The 21,619-nt window shown below is 61.8% G+C and carries 19 protein-coding genes; 16 read left to right on the top strand and 3 right to left on the bottom strand.

All coding sequences use genetic code 11. The features are described 5' to 3' along the window. The first annotated feature begins 1 nt into the window (after position 1). A complete protein-coding gene (locus tag L4X63_RS14890) occupies positions 2 to 1,102 on the top strand; it encodes a Tad domain-containing protein (protein ID WP_250679437.1) in 1,101 nt (366 codons plus the stop codon). Here the strand turns inward: L4X63_RS14890 and L4X63_RS14885 are convergent. The 3 genes from L4X63_RS14885 to L4X63_RS14875 all read right to left on the bottom strand — a co-directional run bounded on the left by L4X63_RS14885 (position 1,002) and on the right by L4X63_RS14875 (position 5,411). Continuing rightward, positions 1,002 to 2,234, bottom strand: coding sequence for a hypothetical protein (locus tag L4X63_RS14885; RefSeq protein ID WP_250679436.1), 1,233 nt, complete (start codon positions 2,232 to 2,234; stop codon positions 1,002 to 1,004). The genes L4X63_RS14890 and L4X63_RS14885 overlap by 101 nt on opposite strands. Next, positions 2,231 to 3,058: a putative glycosyltransferase family protein gene (locus L4X63_RS14880; RefSeq protein ID WP_250679435.1), complete on the bottom strand. Its 828-nt coding sequence runs from the start codon at positions 3,056 to 3,058 to the stop codon at positions 2,231 to 2,233. The genes L4X63_RS14885 and L4X63_RS14880 overlap by 4 nt, the downstream gene beginning before the upstream one ends. A gap of 124 nt (positions 3,059 to 3,182) precedes the next feature. Continuing rightward, positions 3,183 to 5,411, bottom strand: a complete 2,229-nt coding sequence (locus tag L4X63_RS14875) for a thioredoxin domain-containing protein (RefSeq protein ID WP_250679434.1) — start codon at positions 5,409 to 5,411, stop codon at positions 3,183 to 3,185. Between the two features lie 227 nt (positions 5,412 to 5,638). Between L4X63_RS14875 and L4X63_RS14870 the strand changes: the two genes are divergently transcribed. From L4X63_RS14870 to L4X63_RS14800, 15 genes are all read left to right on the top strand, one after another. Next, a complete protein-coding gene (locus L4X63_RS14870) occupies positions 5,639 to 6,361 on the top strand; it encodes a Crp/Fnr family transcriptional regulator (protein WP_250679433.1) in 723 nt (240 codons plus the stop codon). A 356-nt stretch (positions 6,362 to 6,717) separates the two neighbouring features. Further along, complete coding sequence (locus L4X63_RS14865; RefSeq protein WP_250679432.1) at positions 6,718 to 7,767, top strand: sugar transferase; 1,050 nt, start codon at positions 6,718 to 6,720, stop codon at positions 7,765 to 7,767. 26 nt (positions 7,768 to 7,793) lie between these two features. Next, positions 7,794 to 8,816 carry a Gfo/Idh/MocA family protein gene (locus tag L4X63_RS14860; protein WP_250679431.1) on the top strand — a complete coding sequence of 341 codons (1,023 nt, stop codon included), beginning with the start codon at positions 7,794 to 7,796 and terminating at the stop codon, positions 8,814 to 8,816. A gap of 23 nt (positions 8,817 to 8,839) precedes the next feature. Continuing rightward, positions 8,840 to 9,364 carry an acyltransferase gene (locus L4X63_RS14855; protein ID WP_250679430.1) on the top strand — a complete coding sequence of 175 codons (525 nt, stop codon included), beginning with the start codon at positions 8,840 to 8,842 and terminating at the stop codon, positions 9,362 to 9,364. Beyond that, a complete protein-coding gene (locus tag L4X63_RS14850) occupies positions 9,327 to 10,433 on the top strand; it encodes a DegT/DnrJ/EryC1/StrS family aminotransferase (protein WP_250679429.1) in 1,107 nt (368 codons plus the stop codon). Before L4X63_RS14855 ends, L4X63_RS14850 begins: the two co-directional genes overlap by 38 nt. Positions 10,434 to 10,487: 54 nt before the next feature. Next, the gene (locus L4X63_RS14845) at positions 10,488 to 11,174 is read left to right on the top strand and encodes a polysaccharide biosynthesis/export family protein (protein WP_250679428.1); all 687 of its coding nucleotides are present in this window, start codon (positions 10,488 to 10,490) and stop codon (positions 11,172 to 11,174) included. Positions 11,175 to 11,198: 24 nt separating this feature from the next. Next, positions 11,199 to 12,626, top strand: coding sequence for a GumC family protein (locus L4X63_RS14840; RefSeq protein ID WP_250679427.1), 1,428 nt, complete (start codon positions 11,199 to 11,201; stop codon positions 12,624 to 12,626). Positions 12,627 to 12,630: 4 nt separating this feature from the next. Continuing rightward, on the top strand, positions 12,631 to 13,830 hold the full coding sequence (locus L4X63_RS14835; RefSeq protein WP_250679426.1) for an AAA family ATPase: 1,200 nt from the start codon (positions 12,631 to 12,633) through the stop codon (positions 13,828 to 13,830). Positions 13,831 to 13,875: 45 nt separating this feature from the next. Continuing rightward, positions 13,876 to 14,604, top strand: a complete 729-nt coding sequence (locus tag L4X63_RS14830; RefSeq protein ID WP_250679425.1) for a cellulose synthase operon protein YhjQ/BcsQ — start codon at positions 13,876 to 13,878, stop codon at positions 14,602 to 14,604. Between the two features lie 14 nt (positions 14,605 to 14,618). Beyond that, positions 14,619 to 15,779 carry a glycosyltransferase family 4 protein gene (locus L4X63_RS14825; RefSeq protein ID WP_250679424.1) on the top strand — a complete coding sequence of 387 codons (1,161 nt, stop codon included), beginning with the start codon at positions 14,619 to 14,621 and terminating at the stop codon, positions 15,777 to 15,779. Positions 15,780 to 15,796: 17 nt separating this feature from the next. After that, on the top strand, positions 15,797 to 16,672 hold the full coding sequence (locus tag L4X63_RS14820) for a glycosyltransferase family 2 protein (protein ID WP_250679423.1): 876 nt from the start codon (positions 15,797 to 15,799) through the stop codon (positions 16,670 to 16,672). 10 nt (positions 16,673 to 16,682) lie between these two features. Beyond that, positions 16,683 to 18,548: an asparagine synthase (glutamine-hydrolyzing) gene (asnB, locus tag L4X63_RS14815; protein ID WP_250679422.1), complete on the top strand. Its 1,866-nt coding sequence runs from the start codon at positions 16,683 to 16,685 to the stop codon at positions 18,546 to 18,548. A gap of 34 nt (positions 18,549 to 18,582) precedes the next feature. Then, positions 18,583 to 19,611, top strand: a complete 1,029-nt coding sequence (locus tag L4X63_RS14810) for a glycosyltransferase family A protein (protein WP_250679421.1) — start codon at positions 18,583 to 18,585, stop codon at positions 19,609 to 19,611. Between the two features lie 51 nt (positions 19,612 to 19,662). Then, positions 19,663 to 20,595 carry a GNAT family N-acetyltransferase gene (locus tag L4X63_RS14805; protein WP_250679420.1) on the top strand — a complete coding sequence of 311 codons (933 nt, stop codon included), beginning with the start codon at positions 19,663 to 19,665 and terminating at the stop codon, positions 20,593 to 20,595. An 8-nt stretch (positions 20,596 to 20,603) separates the two neighbouring features. Continuing rightward, complete coding sequence (locus L4X63_RS14800) at positions 20,604 to 21,509, top strand: glycosyltransferase family 2 protein (protein WP_250679419.1); 906 nt, start codon at positions 20,604 to 20,606, stop codon at positions 21,507 to 21,509. The last annotated feature ends 110 nt before the right edge of the window (positions 21,510 to 21,619 follow it).

Genomic DNA, 21,619 nt, shown 5'->3' with positions numbered 1-21,619 from the left:
GATGGCTGTTTCGGCAACAACGCGTGACGGCGGCTTCATCTTAGTGCTGGTAGCCGGCCTCATGGTGCTGATCTGCGTGCTGGCTGCGTTTGCCATCGACCTCAGTAGGGTGTATGTCGCGAAAACCAAGATGCGAAACGCGGGAGATGCGTCCTCTTTGGCCGCGGTGGGAGCGATCTTCCCCAGCAGCGCATCGCCTACTCCCAACTGGAGCGCGGCCTCCACCGCCGCAGCGAAGGTGTTGCAAGGGGTCTCCATAGACGGGGAGGACGTCAGCCAGGTAAATCTCGTATTCGGCTGGTGGAACGTGCTGACCAACGACTGGGAACCCGGGTATCCCGCGGCCCCGGGGGCCATTCCGGTGACGGTCCAGCAGGGAATCTGCTCAGCCAGCAAAGCACCCTGTACCTCCGACAGCGGTTGTGCAGCGGGAACCGAGTTCTGCTTCATCAAGCAGGCTCCCGCGGTGGGGGCGACGGTGAGGAAGGAGACCGGGGTTAACGGCGGAGCTATCGTCGCCTCTTTCGCGAAGGTTTTCGGGTGGCAACAGTTCGACTCTCTTCAGGCCCAGTCGGTGGCCATCGCGGACTATCCGCGCGCCGTCTCCGCCGGAACGGTCTTCCCCTTTGCCGTGAGCCAGAAGGTGAGAGACGATCTGTTCGCCGGGAATCCCAGTTCCGTGGGAGTGATAACCCTTACCGATGCGTATGGCGGCGGCCCGGCCGGACAGTGGACCCGATTGGCCATCAGCGGTACCGGGAGTGCCAACCTGCTTGCCGACTACATCAGCTACCTAAAAGATCCCGCCTCCGGAACTCCCTCTCCTGCCGTGAGAGTGGCCGGCTACGACAATCCGGCCTATCTCTCCTATAACGACACCATCCACCTCGAAAATGGCACCATGACTGCCTTGGAAAACCCGATCCTCGACCTTATCGCCGCCGGCAAGCCGCGGGTAGTGATGCCGGTAGTGGCGACCGACCCCGCTCCCGGCACCGACCTCATTGTGCGAGGCTTCGTGACCGTGGAATTGACCGAGGTGTCCAGCCCCCCTTTGGTGCTGAAAGGGCGGTTAATCCTACCGACCAAGCTAGTGCGCTGAAAAGGTAGGCCGGCCGTCCTCCTTGGTCCCCCTTTTCCTCTCCCGTTTCCCCTGCCAGGACAGCATTGCCAGCAAGCTGATCCCTACCATGGAGCAGATGCCCCCCCCCTTTCATGGCGGCTCTGCCGTCCATCACGACCTTAAAGGTTTGCTTCCCTTTGCTGATGGGAACCTGCAGCAGCCCGTCGGGCGAAGCGGAGAGCGTCTTCCCATAGACCGGATCGGCAGGTTCCCTTTTCCAGAGGGGAAAATAAACCTGCCTCACGGTAATGCTTCCTGACGTCGGGCATTCTGTGGCCACCCGAAGTTCACCGGGGGCTTCTCTGATCACCTTGACCGCTCCGGAACCTTGCGCCAGCCACGCATCGCAGGCGCCGGGCGAAGAAGTGGAGCGCTTCTCCGGGGGTGACGTCGACAAGGCCCGCTCCAACCGCCGCTGGTCACCGGCAGCGTAACTTCCAAGCATGCCGTCGAACGTTTCCGGAGATGTCGCAACCGGCACCGCCGGGCGCGCGATGTCGGTGGTATCGTGGGGGCTCAGCAAGGCGATAGCGGCTATGGCCGCAGTAAGTACCATCCCCCCCCAGACCGCCATCTGCTTGCAGGCCACCGCCCGGTTGCCAAGGACGGCATGGAGATAACTCGCCATAAGGCCGCCGGCCAAAAGGGTGACGACGGCATTAAGGCGGAAAGGGAACTGCACCACCGTGACCAGCGGCAGGGATTTCCAGAGGGGGGCGGCGATCCTCAGCATCGACAGATAACAGCTGGCGGACAGAATGAGCAACAGACGCTGACGGCGCCCTGGCAGAGGAAGACGCCAGTACAGGGTGAGGGCGAGCAGCAGCGTGAAGGAGGAGATGAGCAACAGTTCCCCGAGGAACAATGCGTGGAGTTGGGAAACCGGAGAATTCACCCGGAAAAGAGGCGAAATGGTCTCCAATCCCGGCACCCAACCGAGTAAGGCAAGAGAGACGGTTGCCACCACAACCACCCGGGAGAGTCGGTCGGGCCGCCTTTTAGCCGCGGTCGTAAGAGCGGCCACGGCCATGACCAGGCAGGCCCCGATCCCCCCTGCCGTTGGCGGGAATCCTGCCACCTCCGGGGCGAGGTAAAGAAAGCTGCGGGTCATGTCGAGGAAGGGTGCGGTGGCCGCTTGGGCGGCAAGATCGAATAACCCCCTGAAAACGACTGCCGGAACCAGGTACCATCCGGCGATGGCTCCACCGATAAAAAGGGAAAGGAGAAGCCTTTGCAGGGAGGGCTTCCTTCCGGCTGCGTCCTCAGCATGGCGGCGTAGGCCGCCACAACCGGTAAGAAAAGGAGGGTGATCAGAACGTTGCTGGCTATCAGCAGGGCCGTCGCGAGAGAAATCGTGAGATAGCCCCGGCCGCAGGATGCAGCCCTCTCCATCCCGTAAAGGAGCAGCGGCATCCACACGACCGCGGTGAGCTCTCCAATTGAGGTGCGGACGTAGACGAGGATGGTGAAGTAGGGGAGCGCGAGGTAGGCGACCGCGGCAAGAGTAGCGGAAAGGGGCGCGGCGAAGCTGCGAAACCAGCAGCGCGCGGTCATCCCCGCTCCGGCCATGGCCAGAAAGAGATAGACTCCAAGCTCCACCACCTCCCGCCTGGGCCCTTCCGGCAGAGCGAGGAGCGGGCGGATGAACGCCGTCACGAAATAGGGGAGGGGATACTGGATCAGGAAGATGGGGCTCCCCCCTCCCTTGTTTTCTCCGCAGAGCCAGCGAGGATACGGGTCTCCGTTCCAGAACTGCCCGCTGAAGTGGTGCTGGTAACTGGCGTGAACGGTTGAATCGTGACCGCGGGGGATGCCATGCTTAAGACAGGGAAACGTCAGCAGCAATGCAGTCAGCACGATGAGAACTAGTTGGAGAAAAGGCCCGGCTACCTGCCAGTTCCGTTTGGGGACGATTGCCTCGGGGGACCTCACCATGGTTACTCCTTGCCAGGCCAAGAAAGGGCCTAGCGTAGAGAGGGCCGCTCGGCGCGCCCTTTTGGGAATTGTGGCAAAATTTAATAGATATTAATAATTTTCCACCCCCTGGCAAGGGGAAGAGTCATCCGGGCACCCGGGTCAACTCGGCGGCGAACGTTTCCGGGTCGCTGGTGGGGAGCCGGCAGCTTCGATCCTCGCAGACGTACGCCATTCCGCGGTCGCCGGCGGATTTGTCCTGTAACAGCGGTACCAAACGTGCTGCCCCGACGAGGGCTGCTCCCTCTTCGACGACCACCAGCGTCCGGTTGGGGAGGAACACCGCTCTCAGCTTGTCGAGGAGCGGCTTGGCGGCCTCGGGACGGCCGGCTGGCGTTACGATCACCACTTCGGTTGGCTGACCAGCCATCAGGTACAGGCCGATCAACATCTCGGAGAGGGCAGCCGGTGCGGCGGAAAGCTGGGATGCGAAACATTGTGCCGCCTGCTCCGCCACCACGGTGAATGCACGGTCGCCGGTCAGTTCGCCAAGTCTCAGGAGGTTCGTGATCATCACCGAGTTGCCTGACGGGATGACGCCGTCGTAGGCGGGTTTCTCGCTGGCGATGAGAGTCTCATGGCGGGACCCCGTCAGGAAGAAGCCTCCCTGGTCGCGGTCTTCCAATTCGCTGCGCACCTCGGCGGTCAATTCCAGCGCCCGCCTCAGCCAACGTTCCTCGCCGCAGACCTCGAAGAGATCGATGAGTCCTGCGATTAGGAAGGCATAGTCGTCGAGAAAAGCCTCACCCCTGGAGGCCCCACCCTGGTGGCTGTGGGCCAGCCTTCCCTCCGGCATCATCTCAGTCAGGATGAAGTGGGCCGTCTGCCGCGCCTGTTCCACCGCCTCCGGGTCGTCGAGAACGAGCCCTCCCTTGGCGAAGGCGGAGATGGCAAGGCCGTTCCATGAACAGAGGATTTTCTCATCCATCAAAGGCTGCGGGCGGCGGTTCCTCGCCTGGTACAGAAGCTCCCTCGACTCCTCAAGTATCTTCCGGGTCTGTTCCTCCGGCAGCCCGCTCTCGTCGGCGACCTCGGCAGCCATTCTCGCGCGGTGGAGAATGCTGCGCCCCTCGAAGTTCCCCCCTTCTTCCACGCCGTAGTAGAGCCCGACGACCCTGCTCCTCTCCTCTCCCAAGGCGGCGGCGAGTTCCTCTGGCGTCCAGGTGAAGAATAAACCCTCCTCCCTCCGCCCGTTCTCCGCGAGGCTGTCGGCGTCGGTGGCGGCGAAAAATCCGCCTCCCGGGGCTGCCAGGTCACGCCGGAGGTAGCGAAGGATATCCCGTGCCACCTCGGCCAGTTCCGGGTCGCCCAGCAACTGGTACCCCTCCAGGTACGTGACGGCCAACAGGGAGTTGTCGTACAGCATCTTCTCGAAGTGGGGGATCAGCCACCGTTCGTCGGTCGCGTAGCGATGGAACCCGCCACCCACCTGATCGTGAATACCACCCGCCGCCATCCGCTGCAGGGTCAGCCAGATCATCTGCAACAGCTCGGTGTCCCCTTGGTCGCGGTAGGCCCTCATCAGGAGCCGGAGCGGGAGGGAACTGGGAAACTTCGGCGCCCCGGCGATGCCGCCGTTGACCGCGTCGAACCGTTCGCGCAAAGGCGCCACCGCGCGGTCAAGAGTAACGGTGCCGCTTCCTCCACTGGTGGCGGGGGTAAGCATGCTGCGCACCGCGGCGCTGACCTGGAAGGCTGCCTGGGTGATGCGGCCGGGATCAGTGTCGTAGGCTTCCCGCAGACGCATCAAAAGCGACTGGAACCCAATTCCGCGGCTGTGGTCGAAGGGAGGGAAGTAGGTGCCGCCGTAGAAGGGGCGGCGGTCCGGGGTGAGGAAAACGTTCAGGGGCCACCCCCCTTGCGCCCCCATGGCGTGGACTGCACTCATGTAGACGGAGTCGATGTCCGGTCGCTCCTCCCGGTCGACCTTGATGGCGATGTAGTTCTCGTTGAGGAGGCGGGCGATCTCCTCGTTCTCGAAGGATTCCTCCTCCATGACGTGACACCAGTGGCAGGTGGCGTAGCCGATGCTGACCAGGGCCGGTCTCCTCAAGGCCCGGGCCAGTTCGAAAGCCTCGTCTCCCCACGGGAACCAGTTGACCGGGTTGTGGGCGTGCTGAAGCAGATAGGGGCTGCTCTCCAGGAACAGCCGGTTGGTATACCTCGCCCATCCGTCGTCGGCAAGGTGCCGGGTGCGCGGCAGATAGCGCTCTCCGCGTTGGAGGCGGATCTCTTCGAAGGCGGAACGCGGTGGCTGCGGAAACCGCGAAGTACCGGGGAGGTCGGGATAACGTTCCGCGAGGGGGCTTGCCATATGTCCTCCTGACGAGGCTGGTGGTGGAGGTATCCGAACCGGTTGCTTGCTTGCCGGATGCATTATTATAGCAGCCAACGAGAGGCTCCGTCAGGGCCGTCGATGTCGCCCCGAGGGGCTGGGAGGCTAAGATTCTGCGCCGCAAGTGGTGTTGTCATTGGAAGCCAGCGGGTATAATAATTTGAAAATTCCAATCTTTGTGTAGCCGAGAATCGGGAGGAGCGTTCGTGCCTTTATCAGCGAGAGGTCATCACCTTAGGGAAGGGCACGGCCACGCCCGGCTGCTGCGCGCCATCCCCATCTTCTCCAGTCTCGATCAGGAGGAGTTCCACGAGGTGCAGCGGAGGATCGTGGAGAAGCGCTTCCACAAGAACCAGGTGGTCTTGATGGAGGAGGATACCGCTCACTACATGTACATCGTTTTCGGGGGGAAGGTTCGCGTGGTGCATGTCGGTAGCGATGGCAGCGAGCGGATCCTCGCCGTCCACAAGCGGGGGGACATCTTCGGTGAGATGGCCCTGCTCGATGCCAAGACCGCTCCCGCCACCGTAATCGCCATGGAGGATGCCGAGATCGGCCTACTTTCCAAGGACAATTTCGACAGCTTTCTCCTCAATAACGACAAGGTGCTCTTCCAACTGGTCGCCATCCTCTGCCGCAGGTTGCGTGAGGCCCAGCTGGTGCTCAGGGCCATCGCCCTCCCGGATGCCGAGATGCGTCTTCGCTCGATTCTCAATCATCTGAGCCTGCTGCACGGTGTGCGCGACGACCGCGGCATTGTCATCGCCCTGCGGCTCACTCACAAGGAACTCGCCGGCTACACCTCGGTGTCGCGCGAGACCGTCACGCGGCTGCTCCACCGGATGTCGGAGGAGGGGGACCTGGAGATGCTCGAGAACCGCACCATTCTTTTGAAGCCCGCCTTCCAGGAGAAGCTCCAACTGCTTTGAAAAACGTGGTTTTTGCTCGCCTCCCCCGCTGGCATCGCCTTGACACTCCCGGGGCGAAAGTTATACTTTGTTCATAAATTAGATCGTATTAATGTTGTCGGTGTTCCAATCCTCACCCAGATTCCACCATCCGACCAACAGTTAGGTTCGATCTATCTCTCCTTCCGTCAGCAAGACCAACATTTGCTCCCCCGAGGAGCCGTCGGCGAGCCCGCCCATACGAGCGGGGGAGGGGTGCCGTTTTTTTTAAGCCGGATTCGATGAGGCACGTGATGACGCGTAGCGTTTGGAAAAATAATTCGTGGTTACGGAAGCTGGCCCGGCACAGACGACACCTATCGGCGGGGCCGGTATCGATGGAGCACGGGCTCTATCCGATCCAGTTCTTCCGGGAGCGGTTGATCCAGGAAAGGAGGAGGGCTGAGAGGTCACAGCGCCCCCTCCTGGTCATGGTGCTGGATGCGGAGCGTCTGGCCCTCGTGGAAGGGGAGGAGCACGTCACCGATACTCTCGGAGACGGCGTACACACCGTGCTTCGGGGGACCGACATCTGTGGTGTTCTCAAGGAGGGAGCCCTGGTCGGGGTGATCCTCACCGAGATAGAGCCGGAAAAGGTGGAAGCCGCCAAAAGGATCGTCACCCACAAGACCCGGGAGAGTCTCGCCTCCCTCCTCTCGGCGGACCTCGCCAACCGGGTCGTCATCAGCTTCCGCGTCTATCCGGGACCGGGCGGCGGGGACATCGACATGACTTTTTACCCCGAGCTGATCGATCGGCGCTGGAGCGGCGGCGAACTGGTCAAGCGTTCCATCGACATCCTGGGAAGCATCGTCGGCCTCATTCTCTTTTCTCCGCTGATGACCCTCCTGCCGGTGCTCATCAAGATCGGCTCCAAGGGGCCGGTATTCTTCACCCAGGAGCGGATCGGGCGTAATGGCCGGAAGTTCAAGATGCTGAAGTTTCGTTCCATGTACTTGGACAACGACGACGTCATCCACCGCGAGTACGTGAAGCAGCTCATCAAGGGTGAAAACTGCGGAGCCGACGGAATCTTCAAGATCCGCTCTGACCCGCGGGTTACCCCGGTAGGGAGGTATCTCAGGAAGTACAGCCTGGACGAGCTGCCACAGTTCTTCAACGTACTCAAGGGGGACATGTCGCTGGTTGGGCCTCGCCCCCCCATCCGCTACGAGGTCGAGCACTATCAGGGGTGGCAGCGTAACCGTCTTATGGGGAAGAAGCCGGGTATCACCGGACTTTGGCAGATCACCGGGAGAAGCAGCACGAGTTTTGAGGAGATGGTGAGACTGGATTTGAGGTATCTGCACGGTTGGAGCATCCGGCTGGATCTCAAGATCATCCTGCGGACACCAGCCGCCATGCTGAAGGCAAAGGGGGCCTATTAGGCTCCCGCTCAAAAAGGGGCACGACGATGATCAACATCGGGGTGATCGGATACGGCTACTGGGGACCCAATGTGGCGAGGAACTTTCAAGAGACTGCGGGGGCACGGGTGGTGGCCATCGGTGACAGCGACGACGGCGCACTCAAGCGCGCCTCCCAAAGGCACCCGGATAGCAGGATGGTGAAGAACTACCGGGAGGTTCTCAAGGCACCGGACATCGACGCGGTGGCCATCGTCACCCCGGTCTCCACCCACTTCGAGATGGCCATGGAGGCCCTAGACAACGGCAAACACATCTTCATCGAAAAGCCGTTCACCGCGTCTTCACCCCAGGCCCAGGCCCTGATCGAGCTCGCCGATCGCAGGGGACTGAAGATCATGGTCGACCACACCTTCCTCTTCACCGGCGCCGTGCAGAAGATGAAGGAACTGATCGGCGAGGGGGTGCTGGGGGATCTCTACTACTTCGACTCCATCCGGGTCAACCTCGGACTGATCCAGAAAGATGTCAACGTCGTCTGGGACCTCGCACCCCACGATCTCTCGATCATGGATCACCTGATCGCCAAGGACCCGGTCGCGGTGATGGCTACAGGGGTGGCGCACTTCCACAACGACCTGGAGGATGTCGCCTACATCACCGTCTACTTCCCGGACAACGTCATCGCCCACCTGAACGTCAATTGGCTCTCGCCGGTCAAGATCCGCACCACCCTCATCGGTGGCCAAAAGAAGATGCTGGTCTGGAACGACTTGGTGAGCGACGAAAAGATCCGGGTCTACGACAAGGGGGTGGAAGGGCTGGAGGGAGTTCAGCAGGAGAGCCTGGAGGCGGCCCACGGCCGGCGGGTGAGCTACCGCTCCGGGGACATGTGGGCTCCCAAGGTGAACCAGGTGGAAGCGCTCAAGGGGGAGGCGGCCTACTTCGTTGATTGCCTCGAGAAAAACCTCACCCCGGAAAACGACGGGAGAGCGGGGCTGCGGGTGGTCCGCATGCTGGAGGCCATCGTGCATTCCCTCAAACAGGGAGGCGCACTGGTGCGGATCTAGGCACCCTGCCGGAGGATCTTTTCATGGATCGCTACCTTTCCATCACCGACGACGTCAGGCTCGGAGAAAACGTCCGGCTGGCGACCTTCATCAACCTCTACGGTTGCACCATCGGGGACAACACCAAGATCGGGGCCTTTGTGGAGGTGCAGAAAAACGCCCGCATAGGGCGCAACTGCAAGGTCTCCAGCCACACCTTCATCTGCGAAGGGGTCAACATCGAGGACAACGTCTTCATCGGCCATAACGTCACCTTCATAAACGACGTCTACCCGAGGGCCACCACTGCCGACGGCACCCTCCAGACGGAGAGCGACTGGCAGGTCGGGAAGACGCGGGTGAAGACAGGCGCTTCCATCGGCTCCAGCGCCACCCTCCTCTGCGGCATCACCGTCGGCGAGGGGGCTATCGTCGGGGCCGGGAGCGTGGTAACGAAGGACGTACCACCGTACTGTGTGGTCGCGGGGAACCCGGCCCGCATCCTGAGGACCATCGATAAGGAGAGCCGTGATGAACGTGCCATTTCTCAACCTCAAAGCACAATATGACACCATCGGCCGCGAGGTCGACCAGTCGATCAGGGAGGTCCTTTCCAGCTGCTCCTTCTCGGGGGGGCCTTTCGTCGAAAGATTCGAGGCGGAGTTCGCCCATTACTGCGGCTGCTGCTGTGCTGTGGGAGTGGGGAGCGGGACCGAGGCGCTCTGGCTCGCCCTCCTCGGCCTGGGGGTAACAGCGGGGGACGAGGTCATCACGGCTCCCAACAGCTTCATCGCCACTGCCGAGGCCATTTCACTGTGCGGCGCCGCGCCGGTCTTCGTCGACGTGGACGAGGACAGCTACACCATGGATCCCACCTCGGTGGAGGCCGCCATCACCTCCCGCACCAAAGCGATCATTCCGGTGCACCTGTTCGGGCAGATGGCCGACATGGACCCAATCCTGGACATCGCGAATCGGCACGGCATCGCAGTGGTGGAGGACGCCTGCCAGGCCCATGGCGCCACCTACAAGGGGAGGCGGGCCGGTTCCCTGGGGGTGGCAGGGTGCTTCAGCTTCTACCCCGGGAAGAACCTCGGTGCGTATGGCGAGGCCGGCTGCGTGGTAACATCCAGCCCAGAGTTGGCGGAACAGATCAGGATGCGACGCGACCACGGTCAGGCCAGGAAGTACTACCACCGGATGATAGGCATTAACGGCAGGATGGATGGCATGCAGGGAGCGGTGCTCAGCACAAAGCTCAAGTACCTCGATGCCTGGAACGAGGCAAGGAGAACGCACGCCGCTGAATACGACCGGCTGCTGGCGGGGATTTCCCCGCTCACCACCCCGGTCGAGATGTCCTACGGCCGTCATGTCTACCATATCTACGCGGTGAGGGTGCCCAAAAGGGTGCTTGTCATGAGCGCGCTGGCGGCCAAGGGGATCTCCTGCGGGGTCCACTATCCGGTCCCGATCCATCTCCAGGATGCCTACCTGTCCCGCGGGGAGAAGGGGCGCTACCCGGTGACCGAGCGCTGCGCGGAGGAGCTCCTCTCCCTGCCGATGTTCCCGGAGTTGACCGGGGAGCAGATCGGCTACGTAGCGGAGCAGTTGAAGGAGTTGACGGCGGAAGGATAGCCGGGGTGGCGAGAGCCGCTCCGGCGGCAACGTTCAACAGTGCGGGAGGTGGCGATGAGAGTCCTGCAGATCCTCTTGGTGGTATGTGCCGTGCTGATAACCGCGGCTTGCTCGACCACGGTAACCGGTAAAGCGGGCACCTGGAAGGCCCCCTCATACCCGGCCAGGGAGTACCGGATCCAGCCCGGGGACCAGCTCGATGTCAAGTTTTTCTACAACCCGGAGTTGAACGAGCAACTGGTGGTCCGCTCGGACGGGCGGATCACCCTGCAGCTCATCAACGACATCGTGGCGGCGGGGCTCACCCCTTCCGAGCTCACCGCCTCGCTGACCCGCGCCTACTCAGGAGAGCTCTCCAACCCGAAGGTCGCAGTCATCGTGCGGGTCTCGGTCGGCGACCGCGTCTATGTCGATGGGGAGGTCAACCGGGCTGGGCTTGTCCAACTGGTGGGGCCAACCACCGTGCTGCAGTCGATCGCACAGGCGGGGGGGATGAAGGAGTCCGCACGTAGCGGCGAGGTGATCGTTCTGCGGCGGGGTGATGACAGCAAGATCAGCGTGATCGCCCTGAACATGGACGATGCCCTGAACGGCCATGACGTCGGCCAAGACATGCTCCTCAGGCCCAACGACATCGTCTACGTCCCCCGTTCCGCCATCTCCAACATCAACGTCTGGGTGGACCAGTACATCAGGAAGAACGTTCCGGTACCGATCGGCCTGGGCTACACGGTCAACTGACAACCGTCGCCCGGTGAGCATGCCATGACTCTTCTGCAAGCGCTGACGGTCATCTTTAAGCACAAGAGGAAGATCCTTGCCATCTTCTTCGCCATGGTCGCCACGGTGACGAGTTGCACGCTGCTGCAAAAGCCGGTCTACGAGGCGAAGGCGAGCATGCTGGTGAAACTGGCCAAAGACGATAGTTCGCGGCCGGGGATGGCAGCTGACACTGCCTTGTCGCTGAACCTGAGCCAGGACGAGTTGATCAACACCGAGATCCAGATCCTGACCGGCTCGGAGCTGGCCCAGAAGGTGATCAGCGCCGTCAGGCTAGCCAGCGTATATCCTGATCTTGATGTGGAGCCCAACAAGCGGCTGGCCTGGGAGCAGGCCGTCCAGCGGTTCGGCAAGGCCCTTAAGGTGATTGGGGTGAGGAAATCCAACGTCATCACCGTCTCCTTCCAGCATCAAAACCCCGAGATCGCCGCCCGGGTGGTGAACCTCCTGGTGGAGGCCTTCAAAGACAAGCACCTCTCGCTTCATTCGGACCCGCAGTCCTCCTTCATAAGCTCCCAGCTCGCCTCCTTCGAGGCCAAGCTGAAACAGTCGGAGAACAACCTCCAGAGCCATCAGCAAAAGTACAACGCCTTTTCTCTGGATGAGCAGCGAAGCCTCCTGCTGAGACAGCGCAGCGACTTTGACTCCGCCTACAAGATCGCCATCGACAACGTGAAGGAGATCGAGAAGAAGATTGCCTCGCTCAAGTCGCAGATGAAGTACATTGCGGCCAACAACTCCCGCTACACCCAGACCGACCGGGATAAGATCATCGTGGACGCAAAAGCGCGCCTCCTGGAACTTCAGCTCAAAGAGCAGGAGCTGCGTCGCAAGTACACGGATTCCAACCGCCTGGTGGTCGATGCGAGGAGGGAGGTGGAGATGGTCCACCAGTTCCTCCGGGAGCAGGAGGAGGGGATTGTCGGGAAGGTGAAGACCGCCAACCCCGTCTACCAAAACATGGAGATGGACCTCTTCCGGGCGGAGGCGGACTACAACTCGCAGATGGCCAAGGCCGAGGCGCTCAAGGCGCAGCTTGGCCAGATCGAGAAGGACGTGGCGGCGCTGGATGCCAGCGAGGCCACCATCCAGAACCTGAAGCGAGACGTCGCGATCAACGAAAAGAACTACAGGACCTACACCGACCGGCACGAGGAGGCGCGGATCGCGGACGCCATGAACCGGCACCGGCTTTCCAACATCAGCGTCATCGAATCGGCCACCCTACCGGTGAAGCCGATCAAGCCTAAGAAGAAGCTCAACATCCTGCTTGGCATGCTGCTCGGCATGGGGTTCGGACTGGGAAGCGCCTTCCTGTTGGAGAACATCCGCCAGACCTTCTCCGATCCGGAGTCGGTGGAGAAGTATCTGGAGTTGCCAGTCCTGCTCACGGTGTCCAGCAAAGAGGGGTAGCGCCATGTATCTCAACTTCTTCAACCTGAACAAAGAGCCGTTCCAGATCACCCCCGATCCGTCCTTCCTGTTCCTGAGCCCGGGACACAAGGAGGCGCTCGCCTCCATCATCTACGGAGTAGAGAAAAAAAAGGGGTTCGTCCTCATTGTGGGTGCAGTGGGGGTCGGCAAGACCACCATCCTCAGGGCCTACCTGGAAAAGGCGGAGAAGGAGAAGCTCGTCACCGTCTACCTCTTCAACGCCAACATAAGCTACGAAAACCTGCTCAAATTCATGTTCAAGGAGTTGGGGATCATCCCGGAGTCCGACGACATCTACGAGATGGTGAACCAGCTCCACCAGTCGCTGATCATGGAGTATCGCAAGGGGAGAAACGTCCTGCTCCTGATCGACGAGGCCCAGAACATGCCGGTCGACACTCTGGAGAACCTGCGCATGCTCTCCAATCTGGAGACCTCTACGGAGAAGCTTATCCAGATCGTTTTTTCCGCCCAGCCGGAGTTCGAGAAGACCCTCAACTTAGAGGAACTCAAGCAGCTCAAGCAGCGGATCGCGGTGAAGGCTATCATCTCTCCGCTGACCCGGGAGGAGGGGCTCACCTACATTCAGCACCGGCTGGAGAGGGCGGCTGAGAAGGACGCCGCCCCCATCTTCACCAACTACGCCCTGAGTGAAATCGTCCGCTGCGCCAAGGGTATTCCCCGGGTGATCAACGTTCTGTGCGACAACAGCCTGATCACCGCCTTCGGGTACGGCGACCGCAAGGTTGGGCTCCGGGTGGTCAAGGAGATCACCCGGGACTTCGGGCTTCAGCACCCCTTCTACCAGCGCTGGACCGTGGCCCTGCTCCTCATCGTCCTTATCGTAGGGGGCTTCTTCGCCTACCGGGAAAGGGGAGTCATCCTGAAACTCAAGGGGCACGGCGAAGCGCTCGCCATCCAACGAGTTGTCAAAACAATTGTTCCCTCGGCTCCGCCTCCTCCGGCGACCGCACCGGAACCGGGAGTCCCAGCCCAGGAGACCGGCTACGTGGAGAGGGTGGTCGAGCGGGGGGATACGCTGGCCAAGCTGATCGCGGAGGTGTACGGCCGCGTCAACGGGAGGCTGATCAAGTTGGTAAAGAACGCTAATCCGCACATAGACAACGAGAACCTGATCATCGAGGGGAGAAGGATCGTTTTCCCCGTGGCGAAGAAGAAGTGAGCTCCGAAAGCCCGGTCCTCGGACGCTAACAAGGGAGAGCGGCTCATGGGCAATATCTACGAGGCACTGGAACAGGCCTGCCGCGAAAAAAGCAGCACGGCGGCCACCAAACAGCTGGCCACCATCCCTCCCCTGGGGACCAGGGCTCTGGCTCTGCACGACGAGATGGCCTGGCTGCACCACCAGGTCGACTTCCTCCTTCCTGGCAACGGCCATAAGCTGATCCAGTTCATGGGGGCCCACCGGGGCGAGGGGGTGTCCACCATCGTCCGGGAGTTCGCCAAGACCGCGGTGGAGCAGCACGGCAAGTCGGTGCTGGTTCTCGACTCGGCGTGCCAGGACCGGGCCAAGAAGATTAACTTCAATATCACCTGCGAATACGGCTGGATCGACCTTCTCGAGAAGGGGGAGCAACTCGACAAGGCGCTGTTCCGTTTCGGCGATTCCAACCTCTTCTTCGCCCCCATCTCGTTCCAGGCCTCGCTGGTGACCCCGTTTCGGGACCTGGAGGCGACCGCACGGCTTTGGAAGAAGCTCAAGGAGCGTTTCGACCTGATCCTCATCGACGCATCGTCGGACCTGAGCCCCAACGAGAGCATTGCCCTTTCCCGCAACACGGATGGGGTGGTGCTGGTCCTGGAGGCGGAGAAGAGCAGGCGGCAGAGGGTGAAGAATATCATCAAGCGGATCAACGACAACGGCGGGACTGTGCTCGGCGTGGTGCTCAACAAGCGCAAGTACCACATCCCCCGGTTTCTCTTCAAACTCTTCTGAACCCGGAGCCCCGGATGCGCGCCTGCATGGTGGCCTACACCTATTACGAGCTGGACAACCGGGTGAAGAGGTACGCTCACACCCTGGCCAAACGGGGGGACCGGGTCGACGTGGTCGCCCTGAGGAGGAAGGGGCAGCCCGAGCGGGAGGTCATTGACGGGGTGACCGTCCACCGGATCCAGCAGCGGGTGATCAACGAGCGGGCGAGCCTCAGCTACCTCTATAAGCTGCTCCTCTTCCTGGTCCGCTCCGCAGTGTTTTTGGCCAAGGAACAGCTTGCCGATCCCTTCGATCTTATACACGTTCATTCGATTCCGGACTTCGAGGTCTTTGCCGCCGTGGTGCCGAAGCTGGCGGGGGCAAAGCTGATCCTCGACATCCACGACATCGTGCCGGAGCTCTACGCAACCAAGTTCAGGGTGAGCCAGGAATCCCTGGTCTTCAAGATGCTGGTCAAGGTAGAGAGGGCTTCGGGCGCTTTCGCCGACCACGTCATCGTCGCCAACCACATCTGGCACCAGACCCTGCTCTCCCGCTCGCTCACCAAGGAGAAGTGCTCGGTGATCATGAATTATCCCAACACCCGGTGGTTCCATACCAGGCGGATCCCGGGCGACGGCAAAGAGATCACCCTCTTGTACCCAGGCACCCTGAGCTGGCACCAGGGGGTCGACGTGGCCATCCGTGCCATGGGCCTCTTGGCCGACCGGCTCCCCATGGCACGCCTCCATATTTATGGCGACGGAACCGAGCGGGAGGCGCTGGTGAGGCTCGTGGCCGAACTGGGAGTCGCCGAGCGGGTTGTGATCCACGGCTTGGTCTCCAGCGAAGAAATGACCCGCATAATGGCGAGCGCCGACGTAGGGGTCGAGCCCAAGAGAAACGACGGCTTCAGCGGGGACGCCTTCAGCACCAAGATCCTCGAATTCATGGCGGTGGGGATCCCGGTGATCGCCTCGCGCACCCGGGTCCACGCCTATTACTTCAACGACTCCGTCCTCCGCTTTTTCGACTGCGATGACGCCGAGGCGCTGGCCGCCGGCATCCTGGAGCTCGTTTCGGACCGTGGGCTCCGAGAGAGCTACGTGTCCAACGCGGCACGTTTCGTCCAGGAGTTCGACTGGAGCAAGAACGAGCACCTCTACCTTGACCTGGTGGAACGCCTGATCGCCTGACCTTCAACGAGGCAACGATGGAACGCGAGCAATCTCCCCGCTACGTGGTGGTAACCCCGGTGAAGGATGAGGCGAGCTACATCGTGGAGACCCTGGAGTCGGTCTGCCGGCAGACCCTGAAACCGGCCCGCTGGGTCGTCGTCGATGACGGGTCACGCGACGAGACCGCCACCCTGGTCCGGCGCTATGCCGCCCGCCACGACTGGATCGAGCTGGTGCAGATGAAAAAGAACGCAACGCGCTTTCCCGGGCCGCCGGTCGTGACCGCCTTCAACTGCGGCGCCCAGCGGCTCGCCTCTCTCGATTACGACTTCATCGTAAAGCTGGACGGCGACCTGAGGCTTTCGGCGGACTACTTCGAAAGGCTGGCCGGCCGCTTCCTCGACGACCCCACCCTCGGCATCGCCTCCGGAGTCTACCTGGAAAGGGAGGGGGGCGGGTGGTCGGTGATCCGGATGCCGGCCTACCACGCGGCAGGGGCGAGCAAGATGGTACGCCGCTGCTGCTTCGAGGAGATCGGCGGTTTCTCCCCCACCCTCGGCTGGGACACCCTCGACGAGATCAAGGCACAGGCGAGGGGATGGAAGACCGCCCACTTTGACGATCTCCCGTTCCAGCACCTGAAGAGCGAGGGGAGCGGCATCGGGAAGCTCAAGACCAGCATGCTGCACGGCCGGATCTTCTATTTGACCGGGGGGCGGGCCGACCTTTTCCTCGTCAAGGCGCTGAAGAGGATGCTGGTGGGGAGGCCGCCGATCCTTCACGGGGTCCTGATGATGTGGGGATACCTGACGGCGGCCGGCACCGGGAAGCGTCTGGTGACCCGGGAGGAGGCTGCCCGCTACAACGCACTGCTGGCCAGCAGACTCAAACGGGGCGCCTTCTGGGGCTGACGAGGTAACCATGTGCGGTATCTGCGGGATATACGGCGGCGTGGTGGAGCGGAGCCTGCTGGAGAGCATGATGGCCAGCATGACCCATCGCGGGCCGGACGGCGCAGGGGCATTCGTCGCTCCCGGCATTGGTCTCGGCCACCGCAGGCTGAGCATCATCGATCTCGATTCCGGCTGCCAGCCGATGTCCAATGAGGACGACCGTCTCCAGGTGGTGTTCAACGGGGAGATATACAACTACATCGAGCTGAAGGCGGCGCTGGAAAAGAAGGGACATCACTTCAAGACCGCCTCCGATACCGAGGTCATCCTCCATGGCTATGAGGAGTGGGGGGAGGGGTGTCTCGACCGCTTCAACGGCATGTTTGCCTTCGCCCTCTGGGACGCCTCATCGCAGCGTATCCTGCTCGCCCGCGACCACCTCGGGATCAAGCCGCTCTATTACTTCACCGCCGGTACCACCCTCTTCTTCGCCTCTGAGATCAAGGCTCTGCTCCGTAGCCCGGAGTGCCCGCGCGAGGTGGACCTGGCGAGCCTCGGCGATCTCTTCACCTACCGGTACGTCCCCTCACCCAAGACCCTCTTCAAGGGTATCCTCAAGCTACCCCCGGGGCACCTCTTGATCGCAGGGAAAGAAGGTATCGCCGTGCGGCGGTTCTGGACCTGGCGGCCCCGGATCATCACGCGGCTACGCGAGCCCGACGCCATCGAGCAGTACCAGCAGCTTCTCGAGGATGCCATCCGCATCCAGCTGAGAAGTGACGTCCCGGTCGGCCTTTTCCTCAGCTCCGGGATCGACTCCGGTGCGATCCTCGCCGTGATGGCCAGGCACATCCCTTCCGCCATCCGCACCTTTACCCTCGGGTTCGAGGGGGGCGCGGAGACCAACGAAACCGACGATGCCCACCGGACCGCTGAACGGTTCGGGACCTGTCACGAGGAGCTGATCATTTCCCCCTCCGACTACCGCAACTACTACCGCAACTACCTCTGGGACCTCGAGGAACCGGTGGGTAACGAAACCGCCGCCGCCTTTTACTTCGTAAGCTACCTGACCAGCCAAAAAGTGAAGGTAGCGCTGACCGGGCAGGGGGCCGACGAGCCGTGGGCGGGATACCGCCGCTACCTCGGTGTCAAGCTCTCCACCTCCTATCGCCGCCTTCCGGCAGCGGTCCGGGCGCTCCTCAAAAGAGTGGTCCTCGCCATGCCGCGGAGCGAGTGGATGAAACGGGGAGTGGTCTCCCTCGACGAGCCCGAGGTCATGGGGCGCTTCACCAAGGTCTACTCGTTCTTCAGTAAGGAGATGAGGGAGCAGCTCTTCCGGCAGTGGGTGAAGGAGGAGGTGCGGGCCGAGGGCGGTGAGGACAACTCGCCGCTTGGGCACCTCCAGCGCCAGGTGAGCGATCTCGACCCGCTGAGCCAGATGCTCTACATCGATACCCGCGCCAATCTCCCCGACGATCTGCTGATGGTGAACGACAAGACCGCCATGGCCAACTCCCTGGAGACCCGGGTACCCTTCCTCGATTACCGGGTGGTGGAGTTCGTCGAATCCCTTCCGCCGCAGTGGAAGCTCCACGGAGTGCAAGGGAAGTACCTGCACAAGAAGGCGGTGGAGAAATGGCTCCCGAAGGAGATCGTCTACCGGAAGAAAAAGGGATTTGCCAACCCGATCAACGAGTGGCTGCGAAGCGGCCTGAACGACTACGTGAACGACTGCCTGCTCGCCCCCGATTCCTCCATCCACCGCTTCTTCGACCCCGAATACGTGAGGTGGCTGATCAAGATGCACACCGAGAGGAGGGAGGAGTTCATCCGGCACCTTTACTTGCTCATCTCCTTCGAGATGTGGCACCGGACTTTCATGAAAAGTTGACCGGTCGCCGATTCCGGCCACCTGCGGGGGCGCCATGGAACCTCTGGTGTCGATTCTAATACCTGCCTTCAACGCGGAAAAGTGGATCGAAGAGACGCTCACTTCGGCGGTGAACCAGAGCTGGCCCAAGAAAGAGGTCATCGTCGTCGACGACGGCTCAACCGACGCTACCCGCGAGATCGCCAGCCACTTCCAGTCCACCAACGTGAAGATCGTGACCCAGGAGAACGCCGGCGCCTGCGCGGCCCGCAACCGCGCCTTGAGCATCGCCCAGGGAGACTTCGTCCAATGGCTCGATGCCGACGACCTGCTGGTCCCCGACAAGATCGAGCGGCAGCTGCGCGAGTTTCACCTCCAGGGGGATGACTCCCTTCTCTACTGCTCCGGCTTCGGAACCTTCTTTTACCGGACCTCCAAGGCCCGGCTGCAGACCAACTCGCTCTGGCACGACCTCAGGCCAGTCGACTGGTACCTGCGGAAATTCAATCACGACGACTCCCTGTTTCCCGCCGTCTGGCTGGTGAGCCGCCGGCTCACCGACGCGGTAGGGCCGTGGGATGTGAGGCTCACCCTGAACGACGACGGCGAGTACTTCGGCCGGCTGGTGGCCGCTTCCCATGGGGTCAAGTTCGTCTCCGGCGCCTATTCCTTGTATCGCCAGGCCAACGCGGGGAGTCTCAGCAAGGTCATCAACCACCGGGCCTGCCGGTCGCTGCAGCTCTCTTACCGGCTGCTCATCGATTACCTGCTCCGGCTGGAGGACAGTGTGCGGGCACGTTCGGCGGCTTTGAGGTACCTGCAGACCAATCTGATATACTTCTATCCTGAAGAAAGATTAATGTTTGAGGAGCTCTCCGTGCTGGCGGAGCAACTCGGTGGCACGCTGAGTCCACCCCAGTTGGGGCCGAAGTTCTCATTTCTCATCGACATTCTCGGATTCAAGGCAGCCAAGGGAATCGCCAGCGCGGTCAGGGGGACGAAGCAGTCGGCCCTCATCCTGTACGACCGTTACATGAGGCAGGTGGTAGGCGACCGCCCATTGCCTTCGTTTCCCGCGGCATGACCACGGCGAAGGCGGCAGCCTTGAAGGATGCCGGCGTCAAGGAGAGACATAATGGGTAAGGTGGTCCATGGCATAGGGATCACGGTGAGCGGCCGGTTTCCGCGCATTGCGCGGCTGGAGGCCGAATACTATGAATGGGTGGACGATCCCTACCCGTTCGTCGAGGCGGTGAGATCGCTGCCGGGGGGAGCCGACCTTTTCACCTTCGTCCAGAGATTCCCCGACAACGTCCCGCGCTACGACTTCCACGTCGAGTACGACGAGGTCGCCGTCCTCGAGATCGCCAGCTACGAGGAGTGGTGGAAGAAACAGATCAACGACAAGACCAGGAACATGATCCGCCGTGCACAAAAGGCCAGGGTCGAGGTGCGGCTAATCCCCTTCGACGACGACCTCATCCGCGGCATCAAGGAGATCTACGACGAGTCTCCTGTGCGGCAGGGGAAACGGTTTCGTCACTACCTCAAGAGCATCGAGACCCTCAGGGATGAGCACAGCAGCTTCCTTGACCGCAGCCAGTTCATCGGCGCCTATCTCGACGAGGAGCTGATCGGTTTCATAAAGCTCGTGCACGACCAAGGGGTCTCCCACCTGATGCAGATCATCTCCAAGATCGCGCACCGCGACAAGGCGCCGACCAACGCGCTGATGGCCAAAGCTGTCGAGCTTTGCGCCGAGAAAGGGGTTCGGCACCTGCACTACAGCACCTGGAGCCGGCGTGGCCTGGGGGAGTTCAAAAAGCACAACGCCTTTAAGGCGGTCGAGGTGCCGAGATATTTCATCCCCCTAAATCTGCGGGGCCGGCTGGCCCTGAACCTTAAATTGCACCGGGAGATGAGGGACCTGCTGCCGCAACGGGTGGTCGACGCGGCGGTCGAGATCCGCAACCGGTGGAATGCGGTCCGGATGGAGCCGAAGCGGGTGAGCCTCCTGGTGGGGGTGGCCGCCAACCTGTGCGGAGTCGATGAATACCCGATCGGCTGAGGAGTGCCATGAAAGGCGGAGTGGAACACATAAGCGTCTGTGTCTGCACCTTTAAGCGGCCGGATCTCCTGCTTCGGCTGCTGGAGGAGCTGGCGCGCCAGGAGACGGGAGGCGAGTTTACCTACTCGATCGTGATCTCTGACAACGACGCCGCCCAGTCCGCCCGCGACATTGTCCTCAACTTCGCCGCCGCCCTCGGACCGGAAATCCCCATCCTTTACTGCGTGGAGCCGGAACGGAACATCGCCCTGGCCCGTAACCGCGCTGTCGCCAATGCCCGGGGCGATTTCATCGCCTTCATCGACGATGACGAATATCCCTCCCCGACCTGGCTCAAGGAACTGTTGCACCTCTGCACCGTCACCGGTGCCGACGGCGTCCTGGGTCCTGTGATCCCCTACTTCGAAAGCGATCCCCCCGGGTGGCTTAGGAAGGGGAAGTTCTTCGAGCGCCCCACCCATGCCACCGGGTTCTGGATCACCCTTTTGGACATGAGGACCTCCAACGTCATGCTGCGGGCCGAGCTCTTGCAGGGGCCGGAGCTTCCCTTCCGCGCCGAATTCGGCTCCGGGGGAGAGGACGTGGACTTCTTCCGCAGGAAAACCGACAAGGGGGCGCACTTCGTCTGGTGCAACGAGGCCGAGGTCTACGAAATGGTTCCGGAATGGCGGCTGAAGCGGAGCTACATCTGCAGGAGGGCGCTCCATCGGGGCAACATCTCCTACAAGTTCCCGGAACTCAGACGGAGCGGGGTGATGAAGGCCCTGGTCGCGCTCCCCGTCTATCTTTGCTCCCTTCCCTTCCTGCGATTGGCCGGTGACCACCACTTCATGCGCTACCTGGTGAAATGCTGCGATCACGCCGGTCTCTTGCTGGCCTTTTTCCGGCTGACCCCGTTCCGTGTTTACAAGTAGTAAACTCTCTCGCCGTTGCAGGGGGGGGAGTAAGGGGACCGCCTCCGTCAGGTGCCGGTCCCTTTGTCCGGCTCATTCCGTCCCGAGTTGAAAGGCGGGGTGAGTAGGAG

Source organism: Geomonas sp. Red32 (assembly GCF_023652955.1).
Lineage (GTDB): Bacteria > Desulfobacterota > Desulfuromonadia > Geobacterales > Geobacteraceae > Geomonas.
This window is presented reverse-complemented; position numbering and strand designations above follow the sequence as displayed.